The sequence below is a fragment of the Myxococcales bacterium genome, assembly GCA_022563535.1.
Taxonomy (GTDB): domain Bacteria; phylum Myxococcota_A; class UBA9160; order UBA9160; family UBA4427; genus DUBZ01.
In genome coordinates this window covers 89,582-96,290 of record JADFNE010000008.1, presented here as the reverse complement: position 1 = coordinate 96,290, position 6,709 = coordinate 89,582, and the positions used below count along the sequence as shown (strand labels likewise).

At 59.5% G+C, this 6,709-nt stretch carries 6 protein-coding genes; 3 read left to right on the top strand and 3 right to left on the bottom strand.

The features are described from left to right. Nucleotides 1–39 precede the first annotated feature (39 nt). Nucleotides 40–462, top strand: a complete 423-nt coding sequence (locus tag IH881_04545) for a CMP deaminase (protein ID MCH7866941.1) — start codon at nt 40–42, stop codon at nt 460–462. A gap of 39 nt (nt 463–501) precedes the next feature. Here the strand turns inward: IH881_04545 and IH881_04540 are convergent, their stop codons facing one another. Further along, nucleotides 502–2,583, bottom strand: coding sequence for an outer membrane lipoprotein-sorting protein (locus IH881_04540; GenBank protein ID MCH7866940.1), 2,082 nt, complete (start codon nt 2,581–2,583; stop codon nt 502–504). A gap of 284 nt (nt 2,584–2,867) precedes the next feature. Between IH881_04540 and IH881_04535 the strand changes: the two genes are divergently transcribed. Further along, nucleotides 2,868–3,620 carry a class I SAM-dependent methyltransferase gene (locus IH881_04535; GenBank protein ID MCH7866939.1) on the top strand — a complete coding sequence of 251 codons (753 nt, stop codon included), beginning with the start codon at nt 2,868–2,870 and terminating at the stop codon, nt 3,618–3,620. Here IH881_04535 and gmd read toward each other — a convergent pair. After that, on the bottom strand, nt 3,606–4,643 hold the full coding sequence (gene gmd, locus IH881_04530; protein MCH7866938.1) for a GDP-mannose 4,6-dehydratase: 1,038 nt from the start codon (nt 4,641–4,643) through the stop codon (nt 3,606–3,608). The two genes, IH881_04535 and gmd, sit on opposite strands and share 15 nt — an antisense overlap. Nucleotides 4,644–4,774: 131 nt before the next feature. Beyond that, nucleotides 4,775–5,410 carry an NUDIX domain-containing protein gene (locus IH881_04525; protein ID MCH7866937.1) on the bottom strand — a complete coding sequence of 212 codons (636 nt, stop codon included), beginning with the start codon at nt 5,408–5,410 and terminating at the stop codon, nt 4,775–4,777. Between the two features lie 281 nt (nt 5,411–5,691). Between IH881_04525 and IH881_04520 the strand changes: the two genes are divergently transcribed. Beyond that, nucleotides 5,692–6,702, top strand: coding sequence for a TIGR03617 family F420-dependent LLM class oxidoreductase (locus tag IH881_04520; protein MCH7866936.1), 1,011 nt, complete (start codon nt 5,692–5,694; stop codon nt 6,700–6,702). The last annotated feature ends 7 nt before the right edge of the window (nt 6,703–6,709 follow it).

Sequence of the window (6,709 nt, the reverse complement as noted above, 5' to 3'; positions counted from 1 at the left end):
CCAGCTACCGGACCGTGTCGAAGGAGCAATTTCGAGCCCATGGAAGCAAGCAGTCGACCGAGTTTTGAAAACATCTACCTGAACCTGGCCCGCACGCTGGCCAACCGCTCGACCTGTTCCCGCCTGAATGTCGGCACGGTGATCACCAGCACGGATTATCGCAAGGTGCTCGCCGTCGGTTACAACGGGAACGCCACGGGACTTCCGAACCAGTGCGATCGCGAGGATGCCGGCAACTGCGGCTGCCTTCATTCGGAAGAGAACGCCGTGATCAATTGCGACTCACCGCGTCAAGTCGAGAAGATCGTCTTCGTGACCCATCTACCGTGCGTGGCCTGCGCCAAGCGCTTGATCAACCTCGGTAACGTTCGGCAGGTCTATTACGGTGAAGACTACCGACTGCGAGACTCGCTCGAGTTACTGAAGAGCGTGGGCATCAAGGTGGAGAAACTCGAGATCTAGACTCACCTCGACAGCAATCCCGAAACTCTCGAGGGTCGTTCAAAGATTCGGGATTTCGAACTTCGCATCCCTCATGCGAGTCAGGGTAAAGAGCTTCGGGTCCAGTCGATTCCCGGGCTTCACCTTCACCACCCGCGCCTCGTCGATCCGGTTCGCCCGAAAGTCCCGGGAGATCATGCGCATGGGGACCAACCCCCTGCCGATCGCCTTCATGTCACTCCTGGGATATTGGAGGATGCGATAGGGCCGCAGACCGAGTCCCTGGAAGAAGTGGATCTCGACAAGGGCGTAGTCCTGCGAATCGACGATGAAGTCGACCCGCTCGTACGCTGCCCGGAAGCGCGGCTTCGCAGATACCGAGTAAAAATATTGATCTTCAATCTGGGTCCGCTCGATGCTGTGAATCAGATAGTGTTTCGACTGTCGGACGCGAAAGTCGTCGTAGTGAAACGAATTTCCGTAGAACGGATCTTCTCCCCGGCCACCCTTCAGGTGTTCGACCGTTCCGCTCGCCGGGCGATAACCAAAGCGCTCGTCTTCAAGCGCCCCAGTCTCGATGCTGAGAAAACGACTTTCAACCTCGTGGACGTCGCTGCTCACATCCCCGGTCAACACGCCGATCGTGAGCGTGCGCGACTTGCGCTTGATTCGGGCGAGCTTGAGGGTCTGCGTCAACGTCACCCCGTCTTGTCCGTGCTGGAAAATCTCGACCATCCGGGTGTGGTCTCCGGGATACGATTTTGCGAAGGCGCGATCGAGCACCGTAGCCGCGGGGGGAATGGGTCCCAATTCGGGCTTCTTCGGTACGACCTCGGGTATGGGAGCCGGCTTTGCGGGGGGCGGTGCGACTTTTACGACCTTGGCAATCTTTTTGGGCTGGGGCTTGGGAGCCCGAGGTTTGGGCTTCACCGGAACTTCGACTTCAACGATCTTCACCACTTCGACCAGAACCTCGACGGGGACCTCTACGATCTTTTCCACCGGGACTTCGATGATTTGGACAATGGGCGGTTCAGGCGGCGGCGGCGGGTTGAAGTACAAGAAGGCTGCGCCTCCAGCGATCACGCCCAACAGTACGACACAGATGACGGCCAACGCCGCATGGGAGCGGCCGTTGGATTTAGAGGCTTCCGTTCCCAGCACCGCGACACGGGTCGAGACCGATGGCTCCTCCAAGAGTTCATCGAAGGAATCGGGCGGGAGGTTTCGATTGACTTCGGGAGCTGGCATGGCGGCGGCTGGCGCCGAAGACTTGATTGCGCTGGCTGCCGCTGGAGACGCGCCTCCATCCAGACGCCTGGATGCCGTGCCGACCGTCTCTGCGTCGACCGTGCTGCTTCCACGCGAGGCTGCCAGGGTGAGCGCCGCAGAGCACAAGCGGTTGATGCTTCTCGGGTTGCCTCCCGCGGCATCGGCGATGCGATCCAGCGCGTCACTCGAAAAGATCGGGGTCGCAATGAGTTGCGCGATTTGTACGCGCCGATCCACATAGTCTCGGGTCTGTTCGGGCTGGAGCGGGGCAAGTTCGATGCGCGAGTGGGCGCGATCCGAAAGCCAGGTAAACACTGGAGCGCTCGTAACCTCTCGGGCTACCAACACGATCTGGAGCCGATGCACCTGCCTGCCTTCGCTGGCCTTCAGGTCGAGATATGCGCCGAGGTGTTTGACCGAATCTTCACCCAATTGCTCGGCGCGATCCACGATCACTCGATAGGTTTGCGCGGGCACTTGATCTGCAACCATGCTTCCGGGCGAAAGACGCCCCCGACTCAGTTTGAGTTGCTCGCCAATCTCCTGCCCAAGCTCACTCCAGCTCGATGGCGGATTCATAATGCGCGCGGTTCGAATGCCGTCCTTGATCTCCCTCGACATCGCGTCGATCGCAGCAGTTTTGCCAACCCCGGGTTCGCCCACGATGACCATCAGCCTGGTCTCCGCATCCAAAAATCCGCGGAGTGCCTTCAGTGCGCGCCGCAGGGGACTGCTGCGCAAAAGGAATTTGGAATCGTGATTCGACGAGAACGGATTCATTTCGAGACCGAATCGCCTCAGATCCTCGCCGCTCAATCCACCCTTCGTGCCTAGTTTGACCGACCCCAGGGTCTTCGCACCATTTGCCATCTCACCACTCCATCATCCATTGCAGCGTCGATCCAACCCACGGCTTCAAGCTCAATTTTTCGATATGCCGCAATGTGTTGTGTTGGCGCACGCGGCAGCATGTCACTGGTTTAATTCGTCCAACCGGAGAAAAAGTGAACCGTTTTACAGCCGCTCCGCCGCGGGATTGCGTAGCCGCACACCTCTACTCACGCAGGGCTGGATTCTTGCAGTTTGATTGGATTTGATTCAGATTTCCTTCTCCATGCGCTAGCAGATTTCAACAGGGCTTCTAACTTTCACAGATGGAAAAGCCATGTCCCGCGGAGTTGTATGCAAAGCTCCACACCGGGAATCCCGGAGATCTGGCCTTTTATCGCGAGCAGTGTCGAGGCGCAGAAAGCCTCCTCGAACTCGGTTGCGGATACGGCCGTGTACTCGAGACTCTCGCCGGCGAGGATCGCCGGCTGGTTGGCCTGGACATGAACCCGGCGTTGCTCAATCTCGCCAGAAACCGCCTGCGCCCTGGCGATCGCGTCGAACTCGTGCAAGGGGACATGCGACGCTTTGCGTTCCGCTGCAAATTCGATCGCATCTTGATTCCCTACAGCGGATTGTATTGTCTGCTCTCGGAGGGCGAAGTGCGCTCGTGCTTCCAGCGTATCGCCGACCATCTCGAGCCGGGGGGGCGCCTCATTTTCGACGCATACTCAGCCGATGCTTTTCATCGCGAACTTCCGACAAACAAAGGCGACGCTTCTGACGATGACGAAGTCGCCAACATCGTCCACGACGGCGTCGCATACCAGGTGGTGGAACAGGCCGACTGGTCACGCGACGAACAACGACTCGACGTCGTCTACACGTACGAACCTCGCCAAGGTGGGTATTCGGTCGCCGCACCCCTGGCACACCGCTATCTGCTGAGCGACCAGATCGCACCCCTGCTCGATGCAGCCGGCCTGCGGCTCGTGTCGCTCGCCGGAAACTACGACGGATCCCCGCTCGACGACGACTCCGACCTGATTGTCGCCACGGCCGAGCTAGCGAGCAAGTAGATCGAGATCGGCCTTCATCATGATTTCGACCAGTTCCTGGAACTTGACCTTGGGCTCCCAACCGAGGCGCTGTTTGGCCTTGGTGGGATCGCCGAGCAGAATATCGACTTCGGCCGGGCGGTAGAACCGCCGGTCGATGTCGACGATCACCTTGCCCGACTTGTCGTCTCGCCCTACTTCGTCCACGCCGCTGCCTTCCCATTCGATGCCCATGCCGGCGATTCGTGCCGCGCTGACGATGAATTCGCGCACGGTGTGGGTTTCGCCCGTGGCCACGACGTAGTCCCCGGGCTCATCGCATTGCAGCATCATCCACATCATCTCGACGAAGTCTTTTGCGTAGCCCCAATCGCGTTTCGCATCCATGTTGCCCATCGACAAGGTCTGCTGCATACCCGCCCTGATGCGCGCCAGCCCGAGCGTCACCTTTCGCGTGACAAAGTTCTCACCCCGTCTCGGGGACTCGTGATTGAAGAGGATCCCGTTGCTCGCGTGCATCCCATACGCTTCGCGGTAGTTGCGCACGATCCAGTATCCGTACAGCTTGGCCACTCCATAGGGCGATCGCGGATGGAAGGGAGTCGACTCGGATTGCGGCACTTCCTCGGCCTTGCCGAAGAGTTCGGAAGTTGACGCTTGGTAGAACCGACTCGTCAAGTCGAGGGAACGAATCCCTTCGAGGAGCCGCAACACCCCGGTCGCATCCACGTCCGAGGTGTACTCGGGCTGATCAAAGGACACGCCCACATGGGACTGGGCCGCCAGATTGTACAACTCGGTCGGTCGCACCTTGCCGAGGATACGATTGATGCTGCTGGAATCTCCCATGTCCCCGTAGTGAAGTTCGTAAACCTGGCCGTCCTTTCGCGCCTGCCGAACTCGGTCTTCTACCCGGGCGCGATTGAAGAGCGACGTCCTCCGCGCGATTCCGTGGACGTCATATCCCTTGTCCAGGAGCAATTCAGCGAGATAAGACCCGTCCTGACCGGTGACTCCGGTAATCAGCGCAATCTTGTCGTTCATGTTCTTCCTTCCCTGCCCGGGCCAATACGACTCGCGCATGCTAGCAGCCCGCTTGCCGAACTTGCCGGGCGAGAAATTCGATTCGCTGGTCGAGCCGTTTACGAGTGTCCGGAAAAGCCCCACGACCTGCGTCAGCCGAACTCGCGTCGGTATCGCACCTGGGTCGCTTCGCCCCGCCAGAAAATCAACGGAATTCCGCGGAACGGTCGGCGGGCGAGACGATACAGCGCTTCATCGAGAACCAGTTCCGTAACCGAGATGATGGGAAGCTTGCGGGCCTGCTCGAAACTGAACCAGCAAAGATCGAGTAGTTCGCCATTGCTCCGCAGGCGGCCTTTCGCAAGCTCGCCCGGGACCAGGAAAAAGCGAGCGTCGTATCGGATCGGTGAATCGGTTGGGGTGATGGCCCGGGCGATGAGCCGAAGGCGATCGAGGTCGGGCCGGATCTCGCCGGCAACCCGCTTGCCGACCAACAGACCCGTTTCTTCGAAGGTTTCGCGAACGGCCGCCACAGCCAGCATTCGCGCGCGTCGGCGGGTTGCGCGTGCGGCAGTGCGCACGAGTTCTCGATCCGGCAGCTCAGTACCCGCGACCAGGCTCGCATCGGAGTTTTCCACTCGACCGCCTGGAAACACGTACACGTCGGGCATGAAGCGGTCTTTTGCAGGACGCTTCCCCATCAGGACTTGAGGCTGGCCTCGATGTTTGCGCACCATCACCAAACTCGCGGCATCCCGGGGCCGCACCGGTGAACGACGTTGTTTCATGGAATTCGACCACTACACACATTACGCAAACTGCGCAAAGGCAATGCCCTCGAACGTGAGATGACAGAAGTCCGTGATTCGGCTTCTTGGCTACTTAGCTGCTTCTTAGGGAGTCGGCAGTCCATTCACTCCGCGACCCGGAATCGGGTGCAAGTTGAACATGAACCTGATGCCGCTGAGCAGGGTAGCGCGAATTTCGACAAAAGCGCAGATCCATTCACGCCGGGCGCCCCGGAGCTTGATGCCATAGGATCACAAGAGAAGAATTTCGGGAGATGGATGTGAAGATCGACGGCTCGGTCATGGTGGACGATCCGCGAGACGCCGGCGTGGCGGTTCGGGCACTCGAGGCACAAGGCTACGACGGCGGATTCGTGTTCGAAGGACGTCACGATCCTTTCCTGCAGATCGGCGTCATGGCGGAACACAGCGAACGCATCGATCTGATTACGGCGATTGCCGTGGCGTTCGCGCGCAACCCGATGAACTTGGCCAATCTCGGTTACGACCTGCAACTCCACTCGAAAGGACGCTTCATCCTGGGACTCGGCTCTCAGATCAAGCCCCACATCGAACGCCGCTACAGCATGCCCTGGTCGAAACCCGCTCTCCGAATGCGCGAGCTGGTTTCTGCGATTCGCAAGATCTGGAAGACCTGGCAAGACGGCGACAAACTCGACCATCGCGGCGAGTTCTACCAACACACGCTGATGGCACCGTTCTTCAATCCGGGACCGAACCCGTACGGCACGCCGCCCATCTTTCTCGCGGGCGTCGGCCCAATCATGACGAAGGTTGCGGGCGAAGTGGCCGACGGATACTTCCTGCACCCCTTCCACACCGAATCCTTCGTTGCGCAGGTCACGATGCCAGCTCTCGAAAAAGGCTTCGCCAGCTCGGGACGCAAGCGAGAGGGCTTCGAAATATCCGCCCAGGCCATCATCGTATGCGGTGAGGACGATGCGGCGCTGGCCACGGCCAAACAAGGGGCCAAGACGCAGATTGCTTTCTACGGATCGACGACGGCCTATCGAGGCGTACTCGAAAGCGTCGGTCGCGGTGACCTGCAAGACGAACTCAACGTCCTGTCGAAGCGCGGTGAATGGCTCGAGATGGCAAGCTTGATCGACGACGACCTGCTCGACCAGATCGCCATCGTGAGTTCGATCGACGAACTTCCCGAGCGACTACACAAACGCTTCGGAGATTTCGCCGATCGCTTGAGTCTGGTGACCTACGGCATGAGCGAAGAAGAGAAAGCGAGTCTAGTTGGGGCCATAAGGTCGATCTAGCGCGCTT